Genomic DNA, 21,546 nt, shown 5'->3' with positions numbered 1-21,546 from the left:
ACCTGCATGGTTGAATCAGAAGCCCAGGGGCGCCTTCCCGGTATTGCCCCTGTTTCCGTTGTCGATATCGGGTCGAATTCGGTCCGTCTCGTCGTCTATGAAGGCCACTCGCGGTCGCCAACCATTCTTTTCAACGAGAAAGTGCTTTGTGGCCTGGGAAAGGGCATAGCACTGACCGGAAAGATGGATGAGGAAAGCGTGGCCCGGGCGCTTGCAGCCCTGCATCGCTTCAAGGCGCTCTCCGATCAGGCCCGTGCATCGACCATCTATGTCCTGGCCACAGCGGCTGCGCGCGAAGCGAGCAACGGTCCCGAATTCATCCATCAGGCCGAAACCATCCTGCAGCGCAAGGTGCGCGTGCTCTCCGGCGAGGAGGAGGCGCGCTTCTCCGCGCTCGGCATCGTCAGCGGCTTCTTTCATCCCGATGGCATTGCCGGCGACCTGGGCGGCGGCTCGCTGGAATTGATCGATATCAAGGACCGGGAAATCGGCAAGGGCATCACCCTGCCGCTCGGCGGCCTGCGCCTGTCGGAATATGCCGGCGGTTCGATCGAAAAGGCGCGCAGCTTTGCGCGCAAGCATGTGAAGACGGCGAAGCTTCTCGCCAAGGGCGAGGGCCGCACTTTCTATGCCGTCGGCGGCACCTGGCGAAACATCGCCAAGCTGCATATGGAAACCCGCAAATATCCGCTGCACATGATGCAGGGCTATGAAGTGTCTCTCGAGGAGATGATGCGGTTCCTCGACCAGCTCGGCGATGCGCGGGAAACGAAAGACCCGGCTCTGCTGACGATTTCCAAGCACCGTCGCTCGCTGCTGCCCTTCGGCGCCGTGGCAATGCGTGAAGTGTTGGCGACCATGAAGCCGTCCATCGTCTCCTTTTCCGCGCAGGGTGTGCGCGAGGGCTATCTCTACTCCTTGCTGACGGAGGCGGAACGCCAAAGCGACCCGTTGCTTGTGGCGGCTGGTGAGCTTGCCATCCTGCGAGCCCGTTCGCCGGAGCATGCCCGCGAGCTCGCCGAATGGACGGGGCGGATGATGCCCTTCTTCGGGATCACCGAGACCGAGGAAGAGAGCCGCTATCGTCAGGCCGCGTGCCTTCTGGCGGATATCAGCTGGCGTGCTCATCCGGACTATCGTGGCCTGCAGGCGCTGAACATCATCGCCCATACGTCCTTCGTCGGCATCACCCATGCCGGCCGTGCCTTCATCGCGCTTGCCAATTACTATCGTTTCGAGGGATTGCACGATGACGGCGCGACCGAGCCGTTGGCGACGATCGCAACCCCGCTATACATCGAGCGCGCCAAGCTGCTCGGCGGCCTGCTGCGCGTGGTCTATCTGTTTTCGGCATCGATGCCGGGCGTCGTGCGCAATCTGTCGTTCCGCCGTTCGACAAACCCCGAGCTGGATCTCGAATTCGTGGTTCCGGCCGAGTATCACGATTTTGCCGGCGAGAGGCTTGATGGGCGCCTGCAGCAGCTCGGCAAGCTCACGAACCGCCGACTGGCGTTCTGCTTCGAATAGGTCCGATCGAATGAAGCCTCTCCCTGCAAGGCAGGGAGAGGCCGGATCTTTGGCGCTTACTTCGCGTTCAGGAAATCACCGACTTCAAGAATGCTGAACTCGTTGTCGTCTGCCTTGTCGACGGCGCGGCCGGCTGAGAAGGGCAGGTTGTTGTCGTTGCCGATGATGATATGCGTGGCATCGACGCGGTCGACATTCTCGATGGTGACGAAGGGCATGTCGTAGAAGCCTTCGCCGCCGCCCTGGCGACGCTTGTGGTTCGGATCCTCGATGCGCATGAGATCGATATAGCCGATCTTGCGGACGGATTTGCCGACATTGGCGTCGCTGAACTCGATCTTGTAGACACGCTTCAGCTCGGCCGGGGCTTCGAAGCAATCCGGCTTCGGCTGCTTGGGATCGGCGCAGGCCTTGTCCTTCGTGCCGGCGCCGTTGTCGCGCTCGATCACCAGGGCCGTCTTTTCATCGAGCATGTTGAAATCGCCGATCGACGCACCCTTGTCTGCGAACGGATAGAGCCAGCTGCGGCCGGTCCAGCCCTTCGAGGCGACGTCGAATTCGATGACGCGGATGGCGGTCTTGCCATCGACGCTCTCCATCTGGCCGTCATCCTTGTAGATCGGGCCTTCCAGCAGACCGTAGAGCTTCGAGCCGTCCTTCGACATGGCAAGGCCTTCGAAGCCGCCAGAGCGCTTCAGGTTGAAGGCCGGCATCTTCTGCGTGGGGTTGCCCGGAAGCTGCAGCAGCGGATTGTCCGGAGACATCACAGGCTTGCCGTCGACCGTCGTCGAGAAGACGTCCGTCAGCTGGCCATTCGTATCGAACTTCAGCAGATAGGGACCGAACTCCTCGCCGATCCAGAAGCCGTCTGCGACAGGCTGGATCGATTCGATGTCGAAGTCGGAGCCGGTGAGATAGCGCTTGTCGGAGCCTTCGAGAACGATCGGGAAGGGGGCCTTCTTGTTCGGGTCGGAAAGGAAGAGGTTCTTGACGACATCGACCTTGCCATTGTCCCAGTCGAACTTCAGCTGGTGCAGGAAGAGCATCGCGTCGCTGGAGTTCTGCTTGGAGCCGAAGCCGTTGTCAGACAGCGTCCAGAACGTGCCGTCAGGCATGGCCTTGATGCCGGAAAAACCCTGGATTGGCTGGCCGTCGAAGGGCAGCTTCAGGTCGGTCACGCGAGCGCCGTCCTTGCCGGGCACGGTGCCGAGAGCCTCTGTGCGCTTGCGATCCGGCGTCGTGAACTTGCCGGAGGTCTTGACGAAATCAGGCGCATCGGCCGGCGCTGGAACGATGGTGTTGGCCGGCAGGATGGCCTGCCCGGCAAGCTTTGCCGGAAATTGCTGCTCGTCGGCATGGGCCGATGCAGCAAGCAAAATGAAGAGTGCCGTAGAGGCAGAAAGAATTCGGGTCATCATGTCACCTTGTTGGCCAGGATTGGCGAAAACAACCCCGCTTAACAGGCGAGCAGTGTCGACGAATTAACGCTTAGGTGAAGATTTGGTGACTGTGGACAACCTATGAGGTGTGAAGCCCAGGCGTGTGTCGATATGTCAATACAGCCGATGCTTTGTATCGCTTACGATCTGCCGCGTGCTGTCTTGAGGGCCTGGCGGCTTTGCGTATGAAGCGCGATGACGCCAAGCGACTGGTCGCGGCCGCGAACGGCATGCTCCCCGAGGTCTTCCTTGATGATCGCTTCGGGAAGCTCCAGCTGCCGGGCGAGGTCTGTGGAAATCAGCACCTGGCGCTCCAGCGTCTTGCAGAGTGATTCCAGTCTGGCGACGGTGTTCACCGTGTCGCCGAAATAGGCGATCTTGTGATGATCGACGCCGATTTCGGCGGTGACGATGCTGCCGCCATGCAAGGCAGCCCTCAGGCGTGGTACTCGACCGTATGATTTCAGCCATGTCTCGGCATTCTTTTCGATATCGTCGAGAATGTTGAAGACACAGCGCACGCAATTGGCATTCTTGACACCGCGCCGAAGCGGCCAGGTGATGACGGCGGCATCGCCGATATAGTCGTCGATTGCCCCCTGATGCCGACGCACGGGTTCGGCCATGGCGCCAAATACGGCACCGAGAAATTCCTGCGTCTTGAGATCTCCATGCTCTTCCGCAAACGCGGTGGAGCCGACGAGATCTACGAACAGAAATACGCGCTCTTCCTGCACAGGATTGCGGTAGCGACCGGTCAGCAGGCTGAGGAAGATATCGCGCCCCAGCAATTCCCGCACGCGGCCGACGAAAATGACGATGGCCGTTACCAGCACGGCATAGATATAGACGTCAATCTTCAGGACCGTGAGGTCTTCCCAGGAGCCATCGACCAGACCGAGCAGTTTCATGAGACTGCCCGCAATGGCGTAACCGACGCTCATCAGGAGGAAATCGACGATCAAGGCCGAAAAGATGAAGGCCGGTGTCGGCAGGCGATGCATCCAGTCATTCAGCCTCGACAGGATCATCCGGCGTTCGAAGACCAGCAGCGGCATGCCGCAGAAGAGCGCAAAGACCGCACCAATATAGGACGGCGCTTGCGGGAAGAATATCTTGCCGTAGATGACACCCGTCGAAGCGACGAATAGCGATGTCAGAATCCAGTTGCGCATCGAATGGAGAATGCCCATTCACTTTTCCGCCGAGAAGCGACGCCTGTCATTGGCGCGGAATTGCGCCAGCAAACTGGAACGTCATCGAATATAACGACCACATCAGACGTTCATTCCACGAGATTTGCGGCGCAATCGTGATCGCCGTCTGCATGCCCGTTGCCGAATCATACGCAATCGCAACGCGTCGGGAAAGAGCGATGTCGCGACTAGAGCGTGACCGTCTCGACCCGCTTCCCGACGAAGCGCAAGGCCACCTGGCCCTGGATCAGCTGCAGAGCCGTTTCGCCGAAGAGATCGCGCCGCCAGCCGGTAAGGGCGGCAACATCGGCCTTCTCGCCTTCCGCGGCGATCTTGTCGAGATCTTCGCTATTGGCGATCACTTTCGGCGCGACGCCGTGCTTTTCCGCGATCAGCTTCAGCAGCACCTTCAGCAGTTCGGCAGCGGCGGCCGTGCCTTCGGGAGCCTGCTGATGGCGCGGCGGATGGGGCATTTCGGATTTGGGTAGCGCCAGGGCAGCGTTGATCGCCTCGATCACGGCCGCACCGGCGGCGGAACGTTCCCAGCCCTTCGGAATGGTGCGGAGCCGGGCAAGCGCTTCGCTGTCCTTCGGCTGCTGTTGGGCGATCTCATAGATAGCATCGTCCTTCACCACACGAGCGCGCGGAACGTTGCGGGAGCGCGCCTCGCGTTCGCGCCAGGCGGCCACATATTTGAGCACTGCGAGTTCCTGTGGCTTGCGCAGTCGCATCTTGAGGCGCTGCCAGGCATCATCCGGATGCAGATCGTAAGTCTCGCGCGCTTCGAGGATAGCCATTTCCTCCTGCAGCCAGGAGGCTCGTCCTTCGCGCTTCAGCTGTTCGTCAAGCGCAAGGTAGACGTCGCGCAGATGGGTGACGTCGGCGAGCGCATAGTCCAGCTGCTTTTCCGACAGCGGCCGGCGGCTCCAGTCGGTAAAGCGCGAGGACTTGTCGATATGGACATTCTTGATACGGCTGACGAGCTGATCGTATGAAACGGAATCCCCGAAACCGCAGACCATCGCCGCGACCTGCGTATCGAAGATCGGATGCGGGATGAGATTGCCGCGATGGAAAATGATTTCGATATCCTGACGTGCCGCGTGAAAAACCTTCAGCACGGCCGGGTTTGCCATCAGCTCGAAAAATGGCGCAAGGTCCAACCCCTTGGCCAGTGGATCCACCAGCACTTCGGTTGTCGGGCTCGCCATTTGTATCAGGCACAGCTCTGGCCAGAAGGTTGTCTCGCGCAGGAATTCGGTATCAATGGTAATGAATTCCGACTTGGCCAGCTCTTGGCAGGCCGCCTCCAATTGGGCGGTAGTTTCGATCATCTCAACACATTCATCGGTAAAACAATTCCTTAACTTCCTTCTCCTTTCAGCCGGATATGTCAATACTTTCGCGGACAAAGCTTTGCCGCATTTCGTTTTTTGCTGAAATTACCCGGAAGGATGCAGCCGCGAAGGGCTCCAGGCGGATGGACTATCGGCGGCTGTAAGTTAGGCGACGCGGACGTAGCTGGTCATGCCGGTTTTCTGATGCTCGATGATATGGCAATGCAGCAGCCAGTCGCCGGGATTGTCGGCAACGAAGGCGAGCTGCACTTTTTCATCCGGCTGGATCAGGTAGGTATCGGATACGAACGGCTGCACCTGCCGCGTCGAAGAAGAGATGACGGTGAAGCTCATCCCGTGCAGATGGATCGGATGGCTGTGGGGCGTCACGTTTTCCATGTCGATGACATAGCTCTTGCCGAGTTTCAGTTCGGCAAGCGGCGCGGTCGGGTCGGGCGTGTCGCCCGGCCACGGCACCTTGTTGATCGCCCAGAAGCTGTAGCCGAGCGAGCCGCAGATGCTGTTGTCTGCCGTATTTTCCGCCGTTGAGCTGAGGATCAGCGGCAGGTGTGTTGCTGCGCCGAAATCTGCCTTCTGCACTGGATTATCTTCTAGGGGTGGCAGATCGCGAACGTCGCGCTTCAGCGAGCTACCCACCGAACGCAGCGTCGCCAGCACCTTCGGATTCGTTCCCTTGATGTCCTCGAGTTGCACGACTGCGCCCTCGCTATCGGGCATGCGTACCGCAAGCTCCAGTCGCTGGCCGGGGCCGAGCTGCAATAAATCCAGCGGAAAGCGCTGCGGCACCGGATTGCCGTCAATCGCGATCACGGTCGCTTCGCCGCCATCAACGCGGAAGGAATAGATACGCGTGACGTCGGTAATCGCGATCCGCAGCCGCACCAGGCCGCCGGAGGGTGCGTCATATTGCGGCTGCTGCTGCCAGTTCGCAGTTCGCACCGTGCCGTAAGTGCCGGATTTGGCGGCATCGCGCGGGCGGAACTGCGCGATGAACTGGCCGTCGCCACCCAAGCGCCAATCGCGCAGATTGAGCACCACTTCCGAATCGAATGCTGGATCCTTGGGATTCTCAACGACTATGACACCGGTCATGCCATGGCCCATCTGCTCGAGCGTGTTGCAGTGCGGGTGATACCAGAATGTGCCGGCGTCGGGCGGCGTGAAGGCATAATCGAAATGATCGCCAGTATAGACATAGGGCTGGGTCAGGAAGGGCACGCCGTCCATGTTGTTTGGAAGCCGGATGCCGTGCCAGTGGATCGTCGTCGGATCGTCTATGCCGTTGATGAGACGGGCGGCGAAGGATTCGCCCTTCTTCATGCGCACCACAGGCGGCATTCCACCGTCACCATACGTCAGGACATCCTTGGTAGGCCCGTCATCCGCCAGATTGGCCTGGATCTTGGCGGTCTTCAGCACACGCGGCTCGGCTGCCGCCGCCTTGCCGGCAAACCTGCCGGCGATGCCAAGACCGACACCATAGGCGCCTGCGACCGCGGAGGCTTTCAGAAGATTGCGGCGGGTCAGGATCGGCATGTCGGGCTCCGGGGGCGAAGATATCTGGATGTCTGTTTAAAGTTGACCGTGCCGTTCAGCAATAGCATTGCGGTAGCCAAACTGCCGCAGCGGCTACTTGCGGGTGTCGATAGAGGCGGTGAATGAAACAGCTTTAAGTCGACTTCCCGCGTTGGAGCCTTGACAAATCGGGCGTGCCATGCGCTTTTCCGCCCGATTTTCTCGTCGGCAGGCGAGGGCTTGCATGCCCTTTCGCCGCGGCCCGCCAAGTCCAGGATATATACTATGCATCGCTATCGCAGCCACACATGCGCCGCCCTGCGCAAGTCCGACGTCGGTTCGACCGTCCGTATTTCCGGCTGGGTTCATCGCGTCCGAGATCATGGCGGCGTGCTGTTCATCGACCTTCGCGACCACTATGGCATTACTCAGGTCGTCGCCGACCCTGATTCTCCGGCGTTCAAGCTCGCCGAAACTGTCCGTGGCGAGTGGGTCATCCGCATCGACGGCCTGGTGAAGGCCCGCACGGAAGATACCGTCAACAAGAACATGCCGACCGGCGAAATCGAGCTTTACGCTCAGGAGATCGAAGTGCTCTCCGCCGCCAAGGAATTGCCGCTGCCGATCTTCGGCGAGCCGGACTATCCGGAAGACGTGCGCCTCAAGTATCGCTTCCTCGATCTGCGCCGCGACACACTGCACAAGAACATCGTCAAGCGCACGCAGGTCATCTCCTCCATGCGCCGTCACATGGGCGAAGTCGGCTTTACCGAATACACGACCCCGATCCTGACGGCCTCATCGCCGGAAGGCGCGCGCGACTTCCTCGTACCATCCCGCATCCATCCCGGCACCTTCTACGCGCTGCCGCAGGCGCCGCAGCAGTACAAGCAGCTGCTGATGGTCGCCGGTTTCGACCGCTACTTCCAGATCGCGCCGTGCTTCCGTGATGAAGACCCGCGCGCCGACCGTCTGCCGGGCGAATTCTACCAGCTCGACCTCGAAATGAGCTTCGTCACCCAGGAAGACGTCTGGAACACCATGGCACCGCTGATGACCCAGGTGTTCGAGGAGTTTGCCGATGGCAAGCCCGTCACCAAGGAATGGCCGCGCATCCCCTATGACGTTGCGATTCGCAAATATGGCTCCGACAAGCCAGACCTGCGCAACCCGATCGTCATGGAAGCCGTCACCGAGCATTTTGCCGGCTCCGGCTTCAAGGTCTTCGCCAACATGATCGCCTCCAACCCGAAGGTGGAAGTCTGGGCAATCCCAGCCAAGACCGGCGGTTCGCGCGCATTCTGCGACCGCATGAACGCCTGGGCGCAGAGCCAGGGCCAGCCGGGCCTCGGCTACATCTTCTGGCGCAAGGAAGGCGAAAAGCTCGAGGGCGCTGGCCCGCTCGCCAAGAACATCGGCGAAGAGCGCACTGATGCGATCCGCACCCAGCTCGGCCTCGATGACGGCGACGCCTGCTTCTTCGTCGCCGGCGATCCCGCCAAGTTCTACAAGTTTGCCGGTGAAGCCCGCACCCGGGCCGGCGAAGAGTTGAACCTGGTCGATCGCGATCGCTTCGAGCTGTGCTGGATCGTCGACTTCCCGTTCTTCGAATGGAGCGAGGAAGAAAAGAAGGTCGATTTCGCCCACAACCCGTTCTCGATGCCGCAGGGTGGCCTTGAGGCGCTGCAGAACCAGGATCCCCTCACCATCAAGGCGTTCCAGTACGACGCCGTCTGCAACGGCTTTGAAATCGCCTCGGGCTCGATCCGTAACCAGTCGCCGGAAACCATGGTCGCTGCCTTCGAAAAGGTCGGCCTCAGCCAGGCCGACGTCGAGGAGCGCTTCGGTGGCCTCTACCGCGCCTTCCAGTATGGTGCACCTCCGCACGGCGGTGCTGCCTTCGGTATCGACCGCATCGTCATGCTGCTGGTCGGCGCCAAGAACCTGCGCGAGATCTCGCTGTTCCCGATGAACCAGCAGGCGCAGGACCTCTTGATGGGCGCTCCGTCGGCTGCAACGCCGACGCAGCTGCGCGAACTGGCCATCCGTCCGGTACCGCCGGTGAAGAAGGACTAAGGTCCTTCAGGCCCGTTCAGAAATACAAAACCCGGCGACCGAAATCGCCGGGTTTTTTGTTTGGGATATTGGGCACAGGTTAAATCGAGGCATAGACCGCTTTGGCGAGGTCGATGGTGAATTGCCCCCACATGCCTTCGAGCGCCGTGTTGGTCAGCGCCACCACAGTCAGCTTTTTCCGAGGGTCCACGAACCAGCTGTGACCGTAGACGCCACCCCATTTGATCGTGCCCGTCGAGAAGGGCACTTGAGCGGCGAGGGGATCGGTGATGACAGACCAGCCATAGCCGAAACCGACGCCGGCCTGCAGAGCCTGCATATGTCCATCAGCCTGATCGGTCATCATCGCCTTCACGGTATCTGCCGCCAGGAGCGGTGCGCCACCCCTCTGTATGGCCTCCAGAATTGTGAGGATATCATGCGCCGTTCCAGCCATGCCTGCGCCGCCGGAATGATAGGAGCCGGGATCGAAGATCCTGTCCGGTGCAAAGCGGATCACACCGTCGAGTATCGGAACAAGCGTGCCGTCTTCCATTCGCTGCGGCTGGGGATCACCATTTACGTAATTGGCCGAGAGGCGGCTGCGATCCCGAACCGAGAATGCCGTATCGGAAAGGCCGAGAGGCTTCATGACAAGCTCTGCGACTACATCGCCGAGCGCGCGGCCGGTCTCCTTTTCGATGACGCCGCCGAGCACATCCATCGCCAGCGAATAGCGCCAGTTTTCGCCGGGTGCGAACAGAAGCGGGACACTGGAAAGGCGCCTGAGATTTTCTGCGATCGCAAGACCGGGCGTGTCGAGGCCATCGGACACACCGGCGCGATGATAGGGGCCGTCCTGCTCCTCGGCGAATGTGTAGCCCAGCCCGGAAGTATGCGTGAGGAGATGCCGGATAAGGATAGTGGCTTCGCCACCGTCGGGCAGTCGCGGCCGGAAATCCGGCAGCCATTTGGTGATCGGATCGTCGAGCCCGATGCGGCCCTGTTCGACGAGCAGCATGGCGGTGATGGCGACGATCGGCTTGGTGATGGAGGCAAGGCGGAAGATGGTATCCTCTCGCACCGCCACCTTGTTCTCGCGATCGGCGAGACCGGCGGCGCGCCGATAGACAAGCTCTCCATCCCGGGCGACCAGAACGACGGTGCCGACCAACCTCTTGTCCGCCAGGGCGGAATCGACAGCGGCATTCACGCCTTCAGCAAGGCTGCCGTCGCTTGGGCGTGCGGAATTTTCGAGGGGAAGACTCATGGCGCAAAACCTTCTATAATCACAATGACCATTCCTGAATAAACCAGATTGGAGATTATTTCTAGAGTGACCATTGTGAAAAATAATGAAGCGGCCGAAAATTCTGCGCCGCGCAAACGCGGCCGCCCGCCCGCCTTCGATCGCGAGACCGTTCTTGCCGCCGCACGGGATACATTCTGGAAGCATGGTTATGACGGCTCTTCCATCGCCGATCTGACCGCGGCAATGGGAATTACGCCCCAGAGCCTCTATGCCGCCTTCAATTCGAAAGCTGATCTCTATCGCGAGACGCTCGAGCAATATCGCCGCATGCCGCGGCCTGAACCCGGTAATCCCTTTCAGGAGAAGGTGGATACGGTGACAGCCTTCGAACGCTTCCTGACGAATTCGGCCAGGATTTTCACCGCACCTGAACATCCGAAGGGCTGCATGATTTCGACGGCAGTGCTGAATTGCGCCGAAGAAAACGAGCCGATTGCCCACCATGTCGCATCCATGCGCCTGCAGACGCTGGATATCTTCACCGCCCGGATCGAGCGCGGTATTGCGGAGGGTGACATGCGGCCGGACGCCGATGCCCGCTCGCTGGCGCGCTTTCTCGGCGCGATCGTGCAAGGCATGTCCGTGCAGGCGAGGGACGGTGCGACGACGGATGAGCTGCTCGCCTTGATAGCCCATGGCTTGAGCGAGCTTCGGAAGTATCAGCTCGCCACGACAGCAGGCCTTTGACGGCAAAGAAAAACCCGGCGACCGAAATCGCCGGGTTTCCATATCGTTCGGTGAATGACCGATCAGTCGTTCGACGAAACCTTGAGGCCGATGACCTGCGGGATCGAGTTCGGAGCGCCCATGGCAGCCCCGATGATCATCGGCACCGGAACCGGCTTGCCCGGAGCGGCGGAGATCGTCAGGCTCTTCGGATTGTCGAGATAGGAGCTGACGGCAGCCGATACGGCGTTCTGCAGTTCCGGAACATTCAGCTGCGCCATCATGATCGGCGTCATCGCCTTCAGCGTGTCGGCGAGCTGCTTGCCCGTGACGCCCTGCTGCTTGCCGGCGAAATCAAGCGCGCGAGCCGTGATCGACGCATCGTCGAAGCGGATCTTGGCGCTGTTGAACGTCAGCTGCTGCAGAAGGCCGAGCATGGCGAGGCCGGCAGACTGTTGTGCTTCCTGCTGGTTCGGGTTGGAGCGTACGGTCTTGAGCGCATCCTGCATCGACTTTGCGAAGGCGGGCGTGTAGCCGGAAATGCTGAAGGCCAGGTTCAGCTTGCCGATATCCCGGAAATCGAAGGAATATTCGCTGATGTCGATCGTGCCGGGGCCAATTTCCCAGCTGCCCTTCATGGCGATCATGCCATCGACCTGCTGCAGCTTCAGCGCCTCGATGGCTTCCTTGGCCTTCGGGTCGTCAACCTTGCTGAGGTCGCCCTTTACGCCGTTGATCTTGGCGTCGAAGTCGAGGCCCGACTTGTCGTCGCGCTTCTTCATGTTGGCATCGGCGCCCTCGATCGAGAACACTTCGTCGCCGTCCTTGCTGACGGACACGGCGCCTGCATGGGCGCTCTTGTAGTAGAGAAGCGAGGTCAGGTCGCCCTTGGTGGCGTCGGCCGGAATCTCGACACCGGTCAGCTTGAGGTCGGTGGCCGAAACGGCTGCGCCATCCTTGTCGAAATCGACATCCGCAAAATCGATTTCGTCGATCGTGTAGCCGCCGTTATTTTCTTCGACGCCGTCCAGGGTGATGTCGCCGAGCGGAATGCTGTTGTCCAACCCGGCGGCCTTGAGGGTCGCGCCCTTCAGCGTCACAGTGGTGCCGTCCACATCGACACCTTCGGCGGCGATCGAGCCGCCCTGCTGGCCGTATACGTCGTTGATCTTCTTCAGCAGGTCGTTGCCATCAAGCGCGAAGGCTGAGCTGGCGAAAGACAGGATGGCGGCGCTGCTCAGCATCAGCCGCGTGGTCCGGTAGAAAGTCATGATGGCGTTTCCTCGTTAAGACGGTGGTATCTAGGCGGGGGGTGTACATATTCAGCGTGTACTGCCGGGATTTATATTGATCTTTCTCTAAAAATCCAATGACAAAGACAATTGCGAGCAGGTGCAGCAAAAATGTGTCTATCTCCGTATGGAAAGATGCCTGAAAGGCCTTCATCCACAAGTGCTTTCCGCTGATTTCTTGCCGGGAATCGCGATCTTCTATAGTCAAGGGCCATGGGACAAAATCTGACTCCGCCGTCTGGTGATGGCGACGACAACATCCTTCCAGTCGATCTGAAGGCGGCACTCGAAGAGCGCTACCTGGCCTATGCCTTGTCGACGATTACGCAACGCGCGCTTCCCGACGTTCGCGACGGTCTGAAGCCGGTGCATCGGCGTATCGTCTATGCGATGAGCGAGATGGGGCTGCGCCCCAACGCCGCTTTCCGCAAATGCGCGAAGATCGTCGGCGAGGTGATGGGTAACTATCACCCGCATGGCGACCAATCGATCTACGATGCGCTGGCGCGCTTGGCGCAGGATTTCTCGCAGCGCTACACGCTGGTCAACGGTCAGGGCAATTTCGGCAATATCGATGGCGATAGTCCGGCCGCGATGCGCTACACCGAGTCCAAGATGACGGCGGTGTCCGAACTGCTGCTCGAAGGCATCGATCAGGATGCCGTGGATTTTCGCGACACCTACGACGAGTCTAATTCCGAGCCCATCGTTCTGCCGGGCGCTTTCCCGAACCTGCTTGCCAACGGCTCCTCCGGCATCGCGGTGGGCATGGCGACCTCCATTCCCTCGCATAATGCCCATGAGCTCTGCGACGCCGCGCTGCATCTGATCAAGGATCGCGATGCCACGGTCGAGAAGCTGGTGGAGCTTTATATTCCCGGCCCGGATTTTCCGACCGGCGGCATTATCATCGACGATCGCCGCAGCATCATCGAAAGCTACAAGACCGGCCGCGGCGGTTTTCGCGTCCGCTCCAAATGGGAGATCGAGGATCTCGGTCGCGGCGGCTATCAGATCGTCGTCACGGAAATTCCGTTCCAGGTGCAGAAGTCCCGGCTGATTGAGAAGATCGCCGAACTGCTTATCGCGCGCAAACTGCCGCTGCTCGAAGACATCCGCGATGAATCCGCCGAGGACATCCGCGTCGTTCTCGTGCCGAAGAGCCGCACCGTCGACGCGACGATCTTGATGGAATCGATGTTCAAGCTCACCGAGCTTGAGAGCCGCTTCCCGCTCAACATGAATGTTCTGTCCATGGGCCGCATTCCCAAGGTCATGGCGCTGAACGAAGTGCTGAAGGAGTGGCTGGACCATCGCCGCGAAGTGCTGTTGCGCCGCTCCCGCTTCCGGCTTGCCGCCATCGAAAAGCGGCTGGAGATCCTCGGCGGCTTCCTGATCGCCTATCTCAATATCGACGAGATCATCGCCATCATCCGCGAGGAAGATGAGCCGAAGCCCGTCATGATGGAGCGGTTCGGTCTCACCGACAACCAGGTCGAAGCGATTCTGAACATGCGGCTGCGCTCCTTGCGCAAGCTGGAAGAATTCGAGATCCGCAAGGAATTCGACGGCCTCAGCAAGGAAAAGGCTGATATAGAATCGTTGCTCGCTTCGGAAGAGAAGCAGTGGCAGACGGTCGCTTGGGAAATCGGCGAGGTGAAGAAGAAATTCGCCAAGGCCACCGAGATCGGCCGCCGCCGCACGCAGTTTGCCGAAGCGCCCGAGGCCGATGACGCAGCGATCCAGCAGGCGATGATCGAGAAAGAGCCGATCACCGTCGTCGTCTCCGAAAAGGGATGGATCCGTGCCCTGAAGGGACATATCTCCGATACGGCGACGCTGACCTTCAAGGAAGGCGACGCGCTGAAGGTGGCCTTCCCGGCCCAGACCACCGATAAGATTCTCATCATCACGACAGGCGGCAAGGCCTATACGCTCGGCGGCGACAAACTGCCCGGTGGCCGTGGTCATGGCGAACCGCTGCGCATCATGGTCGATATGGAGAATGACCAGGATGTGCTGACGGCCTTCGTCCACGATCCGCAGCGCAAGCAGCTGATTGCCTCGACGGCCGGCAACGGCTTCATCGTGGCCGAGGCGGAACTGGTCGCCAATACCCGCAAGGGCAAGCAGATCATGAATGTCTCCTATCCGGACGAGACGAAGCTGCTGGTGCCGATCTCAGGCGATCATGCTGCCGTGGTCGGCGAGAACCGCAAGATGGTGATCTTCTCGCTGTCGCAGGTGCCGGAAATGTCGCGCGGCAAGGGCGTGCGCCTCCAGCGCTACAAGGATGGCGGCGTCGCCGACATCAGATGCTTCGCGATCGCCGATGGCCTGACATGGGAAGACAGCGCCGGCCGCACCTTCACCAAGACCAAGGATGATCTGGCCGAATGGCTGGGCGACCGCGCCGGCGCCGGCCGCGCCGTACCGAAGGGCTTCCCGAGAAGCGGTAGGTTTTCGGGGTGACGAGCGGTTGGGCGTAGCCCGAGCAATCGACCCGGTGGGTCGATTGCAGCGACGAACGCCCTGAGCCAAAGCGAAGGGCCGGGTGGCGCCGCAGATGGGGTCGTCGCTACCCGGCGAGTGGAGTGCAGAAGTCTTTGAAAAACTGCGTAGCGCCCGTTTCGTCAATTTCTCCGGCAGCGACACCCTGTACGAAGGCGACAACCGTTGCGTCATCAGCGTCGATCAGATTGCCGTTGATGTAGAGAAACGTGAACGCTGCCAGATAGCCTGCTCGTTTGTTTCCATCGGAAAATGGGTGATTCCGAACGATGCCGTAGAGGTAAGCGGCGGCCAGAGCGAATAAATCATTCTCGCCATATGCTGCCTTGTTCAACGGGCGCGCCATGGCTGCTTCCAGCGCATTCTCGTCTTTTAGTCCCGGCAATCCGCCATGCTCAGCGAGTTGCTCTTCATGCATGATTTCAACCGCTTCGCGGGAGAGCCACTTGTAGTCGTTCATTTTGCGAGTTCACGCAGGGCGGCGCGATATTTCTGCATGCCAAGTCTTGCGGCCCGCAGTTGCTCGGCAAGGTCAGCGCGCTCCGGAACCAACTCGATTTTGCCGTTCACTTCGCGGATCTCCAGCGCATCGCCATTTTTCAGGCCGAGCCTCTGGAGAACTTCCTTCGGAATAATCACGCCTTCGGAATTGCCGATTTTGCGGATGACGATGTTCATATCTCAGCTCCCCATGTAATAACCAAGTTATAACATCGGGCGGCGATAATATCAACACATCGGCGTCACCCAGCCATCGCCGCTCGTGTCTTCGCCCGCGCCTGCCACAGCGAATGGGCTCCCAGCGCCACGATCAATATGGCGCCGCCCGCAAGGGTCATGTCGGTTGGCGCTTCGGCAAAGATCATCCAGACCCAGATCGGCGCCAGGATCGTTTCCAGGAGATAGAACATCGCCACCTCAGGCGCCGAGAGGAAGCGTGTGCCTGTGGCGAGGCACCAGAAGGAGAGGGGCATCAGTACCGCCCCGTCGAAGAGGATCCAACCAGGGTGCTCGATGGAAAAGCCCGTAGGGATGACTTGATAAAGCCCGACAATGGCTGGCATGACCGCCGCCAGCAACGAGGCGAAACCCATATCCTGTCGCGAGGCGCGGCTGATGGTGATGGCGCAGGCAATCGAAAACGACGCAACCACGGAAAGTGTATCGCCGAGAAGATGGCCGCCCTCCATGCCGTCCCCGACGATCAGGCCAACGCCGATGATCATGACGGCCATGGTGATGAAGGTCGAAACGGCGGGACGTTCCTTGAGGAATATCCAGGAAAGCAGCGCTGTGAACATCGGGTTGAGCGCGATGATGAACACCACATTCGCTGCCGTCGTATAATAGACGGCAAGAAGAAAGCTGATCGTCGTCAGCCCATAGAAGAACCCCACCGGAAGCCCAAGCCAGCCGGGCAGCACGCCGCGCAGCGAACCGGTGACGCGACGGATGACGAAGAGGGCGGCCAGCGCCACGACCACCGTCGCAAGACTGCGTACCGACAGCACCGACCAGACTTCGCCGCTGGAGAGCCGGATCAGCGGAATATCCATCGACAGGGCCAGGCCGCCGAGTGTGGTCAGCAGCAGGCCCTTCCTGTGGTCTGAGAGATTGGCGAACATTCAGCGGGCGCTGTCTTTGTCGCCGTCCGCGGCTGGGTCGAAGCGCTCCCAGCCACGCGGGGTTAGATGTTCCTGCGGCTGAAAACGCGTCTTGTAGTCCATCTTGCGCGATCCCCTGACCCAATAGCCGAGATAGACGTGCGGAAGTCCCAGCGCCTTCGTCCGCTTGATGTGATCGAGGATCATGAACGTACCGAGCGATCGCTCGTCGAAATCGGGATTGAAATAGGAATAAACCATCGACAGCCCATCGCTCATCACATCGGTTAGGGCCGCCGCCAGCAGTTCGCCTTTCGGGCGCTGTTCCAGCCCGGAGCCTTCCTCACGACGGCGATACTCAATGATGCGTGTGTTGACATGCGTGTCTTCGACCATGATCGCATAGTCGAGCACGGTCATGTCGGACATCCCGCCCTGTTGGTGGCGATAGTCGAGGTAACGGCGGAAGAGGGAATATTGTTCGCTCGAGGGCTGTGCCGGAAATTCGGTGGCGATGATATCGCTATTGGTTGCCAGCACGCGTCTCATCGAGCGGCTGGGCTCGAATTCCTGGGCAAGAATACGCACCGATATGCAGGCGCGACAAGATTCGCAGGCCGGTCGATAGGCGATGTTCTGCGAGCGTCGGAAGCCGCCCTGGGTCAGGATATCATTCATCTCGGCGGCGCGCGGACCGACGAGATGCGTGAAAACCTTGCGCTCCATCTCGTGCGGCAAGTACGGGCAGGTAGCCGGTGCCGTCAGATAAAACTGCGGAGATGGCGTCGACTGCGTGTTCATCTGCCGTTGAATGCCCTTTCTTTCGGCATTGGTTTTTTACAAGCATGGCCCAAGTTTGGAAAACGTCAACCATGTCCTTTGCTAAAGATCACAGTTTCCTAAAAGACTGCATGCGAAAACACCGCCCTATGCGCCCAAAGGCTTAGCCGTAAACCGCATATGCAGTTGTGGATAGCGTCTCGTCCTAGGCCGTGCGGGCGATCACCGTGCCGAGCAGCAGGTCGTGCACCAGGCGGCTGCGATCGGTGAAGAGGCCTGCGAGCAGGATCAGCGGCGTCAGCACCGAGTTCAGGATCCAGAACAGTGCCAGATGGACGATCGCGGTCAGGAAATCCATCCGCCGACCATCGACTCGCACCATCGTGATGCCCATGGCGCGCATGCCGAGCGACGCCTGATAGGGGCCGCCAAGCGTCCAGCCGAAATAGAGGCCGGCAACGAGGATGAAGAGCACAGGATAGAGAAAGAAGCCAAGCCCGAGTGTCAGGATCGAGAGGAAGAACAGCACGACGGCCGCAGGAATGCAAAGCAGGGCGACGATGATATAGTCGACGATGAAAGCGAAGATGCGCCGGCTCAGCACACCACTATAGGCGCGCCAGTCTTCCGGTGCTGCATAAAGCGGGCTGGGGTTCAGGCTCATCGTTTTTTGCTCCTTCGCGTGCCCTTCAATCGTTCCGATATGAAGAAGGCTTGTGCGCCAGTTAAAGATCCTTCTGCGACTTTTATACGACCGATCGGCGCGAAAGCCGCAGCAAAGGAAACATTTGCCGAACATATGGTGTCAGGTCCGGCAAATACAATAAGCCTGGCTTGGAGCTACTTTCTTGCCAGGTGCCTTGCCACATCCATCGCGAAATAGGTGAGGATGCCGTCGCAGCCAGCGCGCTTGAAGGCGAGCAGGGTTTCCAGCATCACCCTTTCGCCGTCGATCCAGCCATTGGCGGCGGCGGCCTTGATCATCGCGTATTCGCCTGAGACCTGATAGGCGAAGGTCGGAAGGCCGAAAGCCTCCTTCAGCCGCCAACAGATGTCGAGATAGGGCAGGCCCGGCTTGACCATCAGCATGTCGGCGCCTTCCTCGACGTCGAGGGCCGCATCGCGCACGGCTTCGGTGCCGTTTGCCGGGTCGATATAATAGGTCTTCTTGTCACCCTTCAGCAGCCCGCCGGTGGAAATCGCCTCGCGGTAAGGGCCGTAGAAGGCCGAGCTGAACTTCGTCGCATAGCTCATGATGCCGACGCCTTGGTGGCCGGCGGCGTCGAGTGCCTGGCGGATGGCGCCGATGCGCCCGTCCATCATTTCGGAAGGTGCGATGATGTCGGCACCGGCATTGGCCTGATAGACGGCCGCGCGGGCGACCTGCTCGACCGTTTCGTCATTGACGATCTCGTTGCCACGCAGGATGCCGTCGTGCCCATGGCTGGTGAACGGGTCGAGGGCGACATCGGTAATGACGCCGATGTTCGGCACGGCTTTCTTGATCGCGGCTGTTGTCAGATTGATGAGGTTGTTCTTCTCGAGGCTGTTCGAGCCGGTCTCGTCGCGCAGTTCCATTTCGATGTTCGGGAATGTGGCGAGCGCGGGAATGCCGAGATCGGCCGCTTCCTTCGCCGCTTCCACGGCTTTATCCACCGTCATGCGGTTGACGCCGGGCATGGCGGGGATCGGTTCCACGATGCCGGTGCCGGGGATGACGAAGATCGGCCAGATCAGATCGTCGACGGTTAATCGGTTTTCCTGCACCAGGCGGCGGGTCCAATCGGCCTTGCGATTGCGCCGCATGCGACGATGCCCGGTGATCTCGTCGACCAGATGCGTCTTGTTCTCCATGATGCCGCCATCCTTCTTCGTCTATCTATGGCCTTATTATATGGGCAGCGTACCTAGCATGCTGTCCCCAGGATTCAAAACCAGGCGAAAGGCCGCAGCCATTATGCTCTGGCGAGCCGGGTGCCTCCTACGTATTGTTCGCGCATGGACTCTGATTCTTCGACCGTACCCAAGAATACGCTGACGGACATCCTGTTCGTCCTGTTCCTGCGGCTGATCGCCATTGCCTGCTTCTGGCTCGGTCTGCAGTACTGGGCCATGCTGGTCGGCTACTCCCTTGATGGTCATGCCCGCTTCGATCTCCTTAATTTGCCGTGGAAGGTCGCGGGCGCCGGACTGGCCGTCGTTTTCCCCGTCGCCGCGCTTGGATTGTGGCTCACCGTATCCTGGGGACCGGTGATTTGGGTGCTTGCCGCGGGAGGGCAGGGATTGATGTACGGGATGTGGCCGGAGGTGTTCGGATCCAATCCGTTGATCATGATCTTGCATGTCTGTGTCGCCGTGCTGTATTGCCTGTTCCGCATCCTGTTATGGCAGGAAAAGCGCCGGCGCCGGCAGCAGCAGGTAATGGTTGATTTACCCTGAGACAGCAAGAGTTCGCGGTAAGGTGCTGTTAAGCTTGCAGTTTAAGTAGAATTTTATGTGTATTCGATAGGGTCTCACTCAAGGCGGGAAGAAAACGACACCGCCAAACAAAACAGAGTGAGGCCAAGTCATGATGAACACGAAAATGAAGCCGCAGGCAGTTGCGAACGCTCGGGATCAGCAGGTTGACGACATCCGGGCCCTCTACATGGAATCTCTCCATCTGGTCGAGCGTTTGCACCGCCGCCTGCTTGACGTCATCAAGGACGAGTTCGACCGTCAGGGTCGCGACGACGTCAACGCCGTCCAGGCACTTCTCCTTTTCAACATCGGCAATTCCGAACTGACAGCCGGCGAACTGCGCTCCCGCGGTTTCTACCTCGGCTCCAACGTTTCCTACAACGTCAAGAAGCTGGTCGACCTCGGCTTCATCAACCATCAGCGCTCGCGCATCGACCGTCGCTCGGTCCGCATCAGCCTGACGGAAACGGGCCAGGATATCGCCGAAACCGTTGCCAAGCTCTATGAGCGCCACATCGGCTCGATCGACAAGGTCGGCGGCATCGGCACCGACGAGTTCACCCAGATGAACAAGCTCCTGCAGCGCCTCGACCGCTTCTGGAACGACAGCATCGCTTACCGCATGTAATCTACCAAGCCGGCGTTCCCTCCGGCTTCTTAGGACCTCCAGACGGGTAAACGGGCGTAACGGTGTGCGAAACGCACCGGTACGTCCGTTTACGCGCAAGCTACGCGCGCATATTTTTGCGCTCAACGAAGCCGAAAACAACCCAATTTGGCTTTTGTTCGAAGTTGGTCACGCAGTTAATCAGGCCGAGAAACGAACTGTTTGTGAAGCGGCCATTTTCCCATCCACGATAAGTTCGAATGTGTCTCCAGTCCGGAACCCATGGTTGCGGTTAGCTCCGAACAGAAATGGCCGATTTGAAGCACATGGAAAACAACATGCAGCGATCCTGAAATCCGTCTCAGCCATCAGTCAGCTTCGAGAAGAAACTCCGTGCAGGAAGAAGATTGTTGATGAAAATGATTTGGGATTTCAGTTCGTCCAATTCCAATGTCTTTGCTTTAATTTGAACACTCTCAGGAAGCTTTGAGATTGTTTCGGCGCTGCTGATCACAGCACTGGAAATGCGCTCGAAGTCGTAGGAGTACACAGCAGCAAGACGGGAACCTGCGAAATGTTCCCGAAGATTGCGGAGCTGCGTCCTAACAGTCTGAACGGTCCGAGCAATAACCAATTGATCGGTCAAGTCATTGTACGTCGTTCTTGATATTCCGAAGATCGCGGAGTTATTTGTGTCTGGCTTGCCGTTAGGGGTCGCGAGGTAAATTTCCCACGCGTTTGAATATTGACGCAGGCGCGTGGCGACTAGGTCGATGCTAGCTGTGTAAACCTCTAAAGAAGCTGCATGCGCTCTGTCTTCGAGGTGCATTCTCGTTTGTTGTTCAATGTATTCAGCCTGTCGCCGTGCTTCATTAGCTTGCGCCGTCATGACCTCACGGTTGTGCTCGTACTCTCTGCGGGTGAGCGCAATCTCCCTGCGCTGCTCTTTAAGTTCCGTGGACTGAAGGATGACGGCAAGAACAAGCCATAAAAAGGCGATTGGCGCAGAAACACCGGCAGCAAAATCACCCCATTCATTTATTTTTTCCGGCGGTTTTGCGAGGCTTGATGGATGGAATCCCAAGTAGAGAGCACCTAAAAGCCAAATTACAGTGAGCGCGATGGCTCCGGCCAATAGGAATTTGGAAGAGGTGGGTAGGGTAATACTATCGAGATCGCGGTTTTCTTCGTTCATCAGGTTCGTTTCCACCCACAAGCTTATAC

19 protein-coding genes are annotated in these 21,546 nt (G+C 59.4%); 6 read left to right on the top strand and 13 right to left on the bottom strand.

Translation table 11 applies throughout. The features are described from left to right. Positions 1–6: 6 nt before the first annotated feature. Positions 7–1,527: an exopolyphosphatase gene (ppx, locus tag BSK43_RS24060; RefSeq protein WP_077470050.1), complete on the top strand. Its 1,521-nt coding sequence runs from the start codon at positions 7–9 to the stop codon at positions 1,525–1,527. Positions 1,528–1,583: 56 nt separating this feature from the next. Here the strand turns inward: ppx and BSK43_RS24055 are convergent, their stop codons facing one another. The 4 genes from BSK43_RS24055 to BSK43_RS24040 form a co-directional block, all read right to left on the bottom strand. Beyond that, a complete protein-coding gene (locus BSK43_RS24055; RefSeq protein WP_077470146.1) occupies positions 1,584–2,942 on the bottom strand; it encodes an esterase-like activity of phytase family protein in 1,359 nt (452 codons plus the stop codon). 164 nt (positions 2,943–3,106) lie between these two features. After that, a complete protein-coding gene (locus BSK43_RS24050) occupies positions 3,107–4,159 on the bottom strand; it encodes an adenylate/guanylate cyclase domain-containing protein (RefSeq protein ID WP_077470051.1) in 1,053 nt (350 codons plus the stop codon). Positions 4,160–4,350: 191 nt separating this feature from the next. Further along, positions 4,351–5,496 (bottom strand): ribonuclease D, encoded by a 1,146-nt coding sequence (gene rnd / locus BSK43_RS24045; RefSeq protein WP_068385734.1) that lies wholly within the window; start codon positions 5,494–5,496, stop codon positions 4,351–4,353. 168 nt (positions 5,497–5,664) lie between these two features. Further along, positions 5,665–7,056, bottom strand: coding sequence for a multicopper oxidase family protein (locus BSK43_RS24040; RefSeq protein WP_077470052.1), 1,392 nt, complete (start codon positions 7,054–7,056; stop codon positions 5,665–5,667). Positions 7,057–7,320: 264 nt separating this feature from the next. Here BSK43_RS24040 and aspS point away from each other — a divergent pair, with 264 nt between their 5' ends. Further along, on the top strand, positions 7,321–9,111 hold the full coding sequence (aspS, locus tag BSK43_RS24035) for an aspartate--tRNA ligase (RefSeq protein WP_077470053.1): 1,791 nt from the start codon (positions 7,321–7,323) through the stop codon (positions 9,109–9,111). Positions 9,112–9,190: 79 nt separating this feature from the next. Here the strand turns inward: aspS and BSK43_RS24030 are convergent, their stop codons facing one another. Continuing rightward, positions 9,191–10,360 (bottom strand): serine hydrolase domain-containing protein, encoded by a 1,170-nt coding sequence (locus BSK43_RS24030; RefSeq protein WP_077470054.1) that lies wholly within the window; start codon positions 10,358–10,360, stop codon positions 9,191–9,193. Between the two features lie 66 nt (positions 10,361–10,426). Here BSK43_RS24030 and BSK43_RS24025 point away from each other — a divergent pair, with 66 nt between their 5' ends. Then, complete coding sequence (locus tag BSK43_RS24025) at positions 10,427–11,089, top strand: TetR/AcrR family transcriptional regulator (protein ID WP_205910651.1); 663 nt, start codon at positions 10,427–10,429, stop codon at positions 11,087–11,089. A 62-nt stretch (positions 11,090–11,151) separates the two neighbouring features. Here BSK43_RS24025 and BSK43_RS24020 read toward each other — a convergent pair whose 3' ends face one another. Then, entirely contained in the window at positions 11,152–12,339 is a 1,188-nt protein-coding gene (locus BSK43_RS24020) for a hypothetical protein (protein WP_077470055.1), read from the bottom strand. 234 nt (positions 12,340–12,573) lie between these two features. Between BSK43_RS24020 and parC the strand changes: the two genes are divergently transcribed. Then, positions 12,574–14,832, top strand: a complete 2,259-nt coding sequence (gene parC / locus BSK43_RS24015) for a DNA topoisomerase IV subunit A (RefSeq protein ID WP_077470056.1) — start codon at positions 12,574–12,576, stop codon at positions 14,830–14,832. Positions 14,833–14,938: 106 nt separating this feature from the next. Here the strand turns inward: parC and BSK43_RS24010 are convergent, their stop codons facing one another. The 6 genes from BSK43_RS24010 to hemB all read right to left on the bottom strand — a co-directional run bounded on the left by BSK43_RS24010 (position 14,939) and on the right by hemB (position 19,109). Continuing rightward, positions 14,939–15,331: a type II toxin-antitoxin system death-on-curing family toxin gene (locus BSK43_RS24010; protein ID WP_077470057.1), complete on the bottom strand. Its 393-nt coding sequence runs from the start codon at positions 15,329–15,331 to the stop codon at positions 14,939–14,941. Further along, positions 15,328–15,549: an AbrB/MazE/SpoVT family DNA-binding domain-containing protein gene (locus BSK43_RS24005; protein ID WP_077470058.1), complete on the bottom strand. Its 222-nt coding sequence runs from the start codon at positions 15,547–15,549 to the stop codon at positions 15,328–15,330. The genes BSK43_RS24010 and BSK43_RS24005 overlap by 4 nt, the downstream gene beginning before the upstream one ends. Before the next feature lie 65 nt (positions 15,550–15,614). Further along, positions 15,615–16,496: a DMT family transporter gene (locus BSK43_RS24000; protein ID WP_136687212.1), complete on the bottom strand. Its 882-nt coding sequence runs from the start codon at positions 16,494–16,496 to the stop codon at positions 15,615–15,617. Further along, complete coding sequence (locus BSK43_RS23995) at positions 16,497–17,276, bottom strand: arginyltransferase (protein ID WP_068385753.1); 780 nt, start codon at positions 17,274–17,276, stop codon at positions 16,497–16,499. 184 nt (positions 17,277–17,460) lie between these two features. Next, positions 17,461–17,919: an RDD family protein gene (locus BSK43_RS23990; protein WP_077470059.1), complete on the bottom strand. Its 459-nt coding sequence runs from the start codon at positions 17,917–17,919 to the stop codon at positions 17,461–17,463. Between the two features lie 176 nt (positions 17,920–18,095). After that, positions 18,096–19,109 carry a porphobilinogen synthase gene (gene hemB / locus BSK43_RS23985; RefSeq protein WP_077470060.1) on the bottom strand — a complete coding sequence of 338 codons (1,014 nt, stop codon included), beginning with the start codon at positions 19,107–19,109 and terminating at the stop codon, positions 18,096–18,098. Between the two features lie 144 nt (positions 19,110–19,253). Between hemB and BSK43_RS23980 the strand changes: the two genes are divergently transcribed. Both BSK43_RS23980 and BSK43_RS23975 read left to right on the top strand, forming a co-directional pair. Continuing rightward, entirely contained in the window at positions 19,254–19,694 is a 441-nt protein-coding gene (locus tag BSK43_RS23980; RefSeq protein ID WP_077470061.1) for a DUF6163 family protein, read from the top strand. Between the two features lie 133 nt (positions 19,695–19,827). Then, a complete protein-coding gene (locus BSK43_RS23975) occupies positions 19,828–20,343 on the top strand; it encodes a MarR family winged helix-turn-helix transcriptional regulator (RefSeq protein WP_068385759.1) in 516 nt (171 codons plus the stop codon). A gap of 340 nt (positions 20,344–20,683) precedes the next feature. Here BSK43_RS23975 and BSK43_RS23970 read toward each other — a convergent pair whose 3' ends face one another. Further along, positions 20,684–21,517: a hypothetical protein gene (locus tag BSK43_RS23970; protein ID WP_077470062.1), complete on the bottom strand. Its 834-nt coding sequence runs from the start codon at positions 21,515–21,517 to the stop codon at positions 20,684–20,686. Between the last annotated feature and the right edge of the window lie 29 nt (positions 21,518–21,546).

It is taken from the genome of Rhizobium sp. P44RR-XXIV (assembly GCF_001999485.2).
Classification (GTDB): domain Bacteria; phylum Pseudomonadota; class Alphaproteobacteria; order Rhizobiales; family Rhizobiaceae; genus Rhizobium.
The sequence above is the reverse complement of the archived record's forward strand: the minus strand, read 5'-3'. Positions and strand labels throughout refer to the sequence as shown.

What these genes read in the sequence shown, in the direction of transcription:
- ppx (WP_077470050.1), top strand. Translation starts at nt 7, where the DNA reads ATGGTTGAATCAGAAGCCCAGGGGCGCCTTCCCGGTATTGCCCCTGTT.
- BSK43_RS24055 (WP_077470146.1), bottom strand. Translation starts at nt 2,942, where the DNA reads ATGACCCGAATTCTTTCTGCCTCTACGGCACTCTTCATTTTGCTTGCT.
- BSK43_RS24050 (WP_077470051.1), bottom strand. Translation starts at nt 4,159, where the DNA reads ATGGGCATTCTCCATTCGATGCGCAACTGGATTCTGACATCGCTATTC.
- rnd (WP_068385734.1), bottom strand. Translation starts at nt 5,496, where the DNA reads ATGATCGAAACTACCGCCCAATTGGAGGCGGCCTGCCAAGAGCTGGCC.
- BSK43_RS24040 (WP_077470052.1), bottom strand. Translation starts at nt 7,056, where the DNA reads ATGCCGATCCTGACCCGCCGCAATCTTCTGAAAGCCTCCGCGGTCGCA.
- aspS (WP_077470053.1), top strand. Translation starts at nt 7,321, where the DNA reads ATGCATCGCTATCGCAGCCACACATGCGCCGCCCTGCGCAAGTCCGAC.
- BSK43_RS24030 (WP_077470054.1), bottom strand. Translation starts at nt 10,360, where the DNA reads ATGAGTCTTCCCCTCGAAAATTCCGCACGCCCAAGCGACGGCAGCCTT.
- BSK43_RS24020 (WP_077470055.1), bottom strand. Translation starts at nt 12,339, where the DNA reads ATGACTTTCTACCGGACCACGCGGCTGATGCTGAGCAGCGCCGCCATC.
- parC (WP_077470056.1), top strand. Translation starts at nt 12,574, where the DNA reads ATGGGACAAAATCTGACTCCGCCGTCTGGTGATGGCGACGACAACATC.
- BSK43_RS24010 (WP_077470057.1), bottom strand. Translation starts at nt 15,331, where the DNA reads ATGAACGACTACAAGTGGCTCTCCCGCGAAGCGGTTGAAATCATGCAT.
- BSK43_RS24005 (WP_077470058.1), bottom strand. Translation starts at nt 15,549, where the DNA reads ATGAACATCGTCATCCGCAAAATCGGCAATTCCGAAGGCGTGATTATT.
- BSK43_RS24000 (WP_136687212.1), bottom strand. Translation starts at nt 16,496, where the DNA reads ATGTTCGCCAATCTCTCAGACCACAGGAAGGGCCTGCTGCTGACCACA.
- BSK43_RS23995 (WP_068385753.1), bottom strand. Translation starts at nt 17,276, where the DNA reads ATGAACACGCAGTCGACGCCATCTCCGCAGTTTTATCTGACGGCACCG.
- BSK43_RS23990 (WP_077470059.1), bottom strand. Translation starts at nt 17,919, where the DNA reads ATGAGCCTGAACCCCAGCCCGCTTTATGCAGCACCGGAAGACTGGCGC.
- hemB (WP_077470060.1), bottom strand. Translation starts at nt 19,109, where the DNA reads ATGGAGAACAAGACGCATCTGGTCGACGAGATCACCGGGCATCGTCGC.
- BSK43_RS23980 (WP_077470061.1), top strand. Translation starts at nt 19,254, where the DNA reads ATGGACTCTGATTCTTCGACCGTACCCAAGAATACGCTGACGGACATC.
- BSK43_RS23975 (WP_068385759.1), top strand. Translation starts at nt 19,828, where the DNA reads ATGAACACGAAAATGAAGCCGCAGGCAGTTGCGAACGCTCGGGATCAG.
- BSK43_RS23970 (WP_077470062.1), bottom strand. Translation starts at nt 21,517, where the DNA reads ATGAACGAAGAAAACCGCGATCTCGATAGTATTACCCTACCCACCTCT.